The 3,130-nt window shown below is 63.4% G+C and carries 3 protein-coding genes; 1 reads left to right on the top strand and 2 read right to left on the bottom strand.

Annotated elements, in window-relative coordinates:
• Positions 1–390: 390 nt before the first annotated feature.
• Both gjpA and LI94_RS20705 read right to left on the bottom strand, forming a co-directional pair.
• On the bottom strand, positions 391–1,158 hold the full coding sequence (gene gjpA, locus LI94_RS20710; RefSeq protein ID WP_204368865.1) for an outer membrane porin GjpA: 768 nt from the start codon (positions 1,156–1,158) through the stop codon (positions 391–393).
• Between the two features lie 218 nt (positions 1,159–1,376).
• Positions 1,377–2,195, bottom strand: a complete 819-nt coding sequence (locus tag LI94_RS20705) for a class I SAM-dependent methyltransferase (protein WP_046302405.1) — start codon at positions 2,193–2,195, stop codon at positions 1,377–1,379.
• Between the two features lie 240 nt (positions 2,196–2,435).
• Between LI94_RS20705 and LI94_RS20700 the strand changes: the two genes are divergently transcribed.
• Positions 2,436–3,130, top strand: a 695-nt coding sequence (locus LI94_RS20700) for a PPE family protein (RefSeq protein WP_239651292.1), incomplete at its 3' end; no start/stop codon positions are given.

Here is a 3,130-nt window from a genome sequence, read left to right as displayed (position 1 = left end):
TCTGCTCGGTAACCCACGAGTTTTTGTGAGTGAGGCCCCGGCCCGCAACCCCCGACGAAAGCCGGGCGTCACCCCATACCGTCTAACGGGACCCGTTGGTCCGGGTTGCGAGCGTGGGAACTTTCACCACCGACAGTTGCTGGTCGTGGGATCGCCTCGCCTGCACCGGTGCCGCTTCCCCAGGCAGAACGCTCCGCCGTCGCCACATGGATTCGGCGACTCGCCGTCCCAATCATCGGTCACCGCGATGAAGCGAATCGGCAAAGTCTTCGGCGAGTACACCTCCGACCGCTCGGCGATGATCCCGAATTGAAAGGGAGCCAGAGGCGGGCGTCCCAATGATGCTGAGGGCGCCCGCCTCCGTCGCTCACCTGACGAACACTCCGTTCGTCAGCTCATCCCGCCCGCAAACATTTCGACAAGGCTGACCAACGACGCGATGAGACCAACGCCCTCGCCCGGGGCCGAGTACGGCATTCCCATCCCTACCATCTGCAGGTCGAGACCGAGCGAGTTGTAGATCGAACCACCGATGCTGCCGGAATCTGTTGCTCCGGGTGTGAAAAGACCGCCGAAATCGAAGCTGGCCCCGAGGACCGCATTGCCTTCCGGGACCTGCAGAGCGTCGTTCAACATCGGCACCAACGCATCAAGGTTCAGGGTGGCCCCGTTGAAGAACGCGCCGACCATGTTCGCGGGGGTGGCCAGCAGCTCTTGCACCGCGGCCTCAAAGTCTCCGCCGCCAAGGCTGTCGACGATCGACCCGACACTGTTGATCAGCTCCACTCCGGGACTGACCAGCGGGCCGACCAGTCCCATCAGCACACCGCTCAACGGTGACGACAAGAGCGTCAGGATTGTGGCCGCGGGCTCGGCGGCTTCTACCGGCACGACCCCCATGCCCATGTCCATTCCGGCCAGGTACTGCAGACCCCAAAGATGGCTCCAGTCCAGAGTTTGTGCCGCCAGTTCCGAGCCCTCGGGGGTAGCGACGTCGACACCGAGGAAGGTCACCGCGGCAAAAGCCTCTTGCAGAGAACTTGGGAACCCGAAGTCAGCTTCCTTGATTGCGTCGAAGACCTCAGTGGCGTTGGCCAGCGTGGTGTTGAAAACGTCAACCCATGGCCCGAAAAGGTCGAGCGACGCGGTCAGTTGCACGGACGGCGGCGCTGAGACGGGAAGCGCTGGCATCACTGGGTTTACCGCGATCAATCCGGAAACGGCCAGGGCAGTTCCTCCGGCCATGAGGCCACGGAAGTCGATGCGGGGTACAAGGTAGTGAGAGTCACGAGACGGTGTCATGCCTAGTTTGTCGCGCGGCAGATGAGGTTGGTTCCTGCTTCAGAAGAGATTCTGAAGTGACGTACATCTAATTTTCAGGGCCGGCCGAACTCGACCAGAGTGGTCGGCGCACGAAACCTCGCCAGACCACGCACGCCGTAGATCAGCGGAAGCGCCGCGCCAAGCACCCTGCCCCGTCCGCGCGGCATGCCGAGTTCAGAGACGGCCCTGACCCCGGGCACCGCACGCAGTTGGTCGTAGTCATTCGCAGTGAACCAGAACGGCATTGGTGGCGCCGTGTAGTTGTCGCTGAGCTTGAAGCCACGGCGCGAGCGTGAGTAGGCACTCAACAATCTCGGGACACTGTCGAAGATCATCCGCCCGCCGGGAAACCTCCGGGCGCAGGCGGCGAACAGCTCGAACACCGCCGCGCGGTCCAGGTACTGCAGTAGCCCTTCGGCTGTGATCAACACATCAGCGGATTCGCCAACCTCGTCCATCCAGGAGTAGTCGAGCGCCGACTGGGCACAGTACCGCAGCCGGCTAGATTCCGGCAACAGCTGCTGCCGCAGTCGAACAATAGGTGCCAAATCCACCGAAAGCCAACGCAACTGACCGTTATCGACCCGCCAGAAGCTGGTCTGCAAACCCTCGGCAAGGGCGACCACGGTGGCACGCGGATGCACCGCTAAGTATCCACGGGTGGCCTGGTCGAACACCAACGCCCGCATCGCGGTGGCCTGGTGAGTCCTGCCGAAATCGGCGTAGTCGTACTCAAGGCTGTTGAGCAACTCGATCGCCATCGGGTCAACGATCAGCCCGTCCGGACGCTTCGCCTCGGCAGCCCGCTGATACAACGTGAGCAGCGCGGTCTCCGATATCCCATCGAGATGACGGGCGTCAATGACTGGCACGCCTTCAGACCGTACCCGCCGGGCCCCCGCGAGTCGCTGCGAGAAATCTAACCGCAGTCGTCCGGAACTTTTTGATTCACGTCTCCGACCACCTCGTTGGCGGGAACTAGCCCGCGCCTTGCGTTCCGCGTAATCCACGACATCAGAGGAGGTGCCATCCTGACCGCCCCGATCTGGATGGCAATGCCTCCCGAGGCGCACTCCGCCATGCTCGCCGCTGGCCCAGGGCCGGGACCTCTGTTGGCAGCCGCCGAACAATGGCAGCAGCTCAGCGTCATCTACGACGACACCGCCGCTGAATTGACCCAGGTACTTGGCGGGGTGCAGACCGGCCACTGGCAGGGCCCCAGCGCAACGGCCTATCTGTCCGCGCACACGCCTTATCTGACGTGGCTGGAGCAAGCGGCCGCCGACAGTGCCACGACTGCCGCACAACACCAGACGGCCGCCTCCGCATATAGCGCCGCGCTGGCCTCAATGCCCAGTCTCGAAGAACTGGCCGCCAACCACGCGGTTCACGCGGTGCTGCTCGCCACGAACTTCTTCGGCGTGAACACCGTCCCGATCGCGGCCAACGAGGCCGACTACACGCGAATGTGGGTGCAGGCCGCCGAGACCATGTCCGTGTATCAGGGCACTGCCACCGCGGCCGTGGCAGCGACCCCGCAGATCCGCCCCGCTCCACCCATCGTCGCCAACCCCGCGGCGGCCACCTCACCCGAGGGCGTTACAGACGGCAATTGGCTGCAGGAACTGGCACACCTCATCACTGAACTTCTCAACAACGCCGGCAATGTCGAAGAACTGCTGCGCATCTTCGAGGACTTCTTCCAAAACCTCGGCTTCAACCCGGCGATCGCCACCTTCCTGGCGGCCGTCGCGTTGGCGGCCTACGACGTGTTGTGGTACCCCTACTACTGTCTCTTATACACATC

The sequence above is a fragment of the Mycobacterium sp. UM_Kg27 genome, from assembly GCF_000972905.1.
Lineage (GTDB): Bacteria > Actinomycetota > Actinomycetes > Mycobacteriales > Mycobacteriaceae > Mycobacterium.
This window is presented reverse-complemented; position numbering and strand designations above follow the sequence as displayed.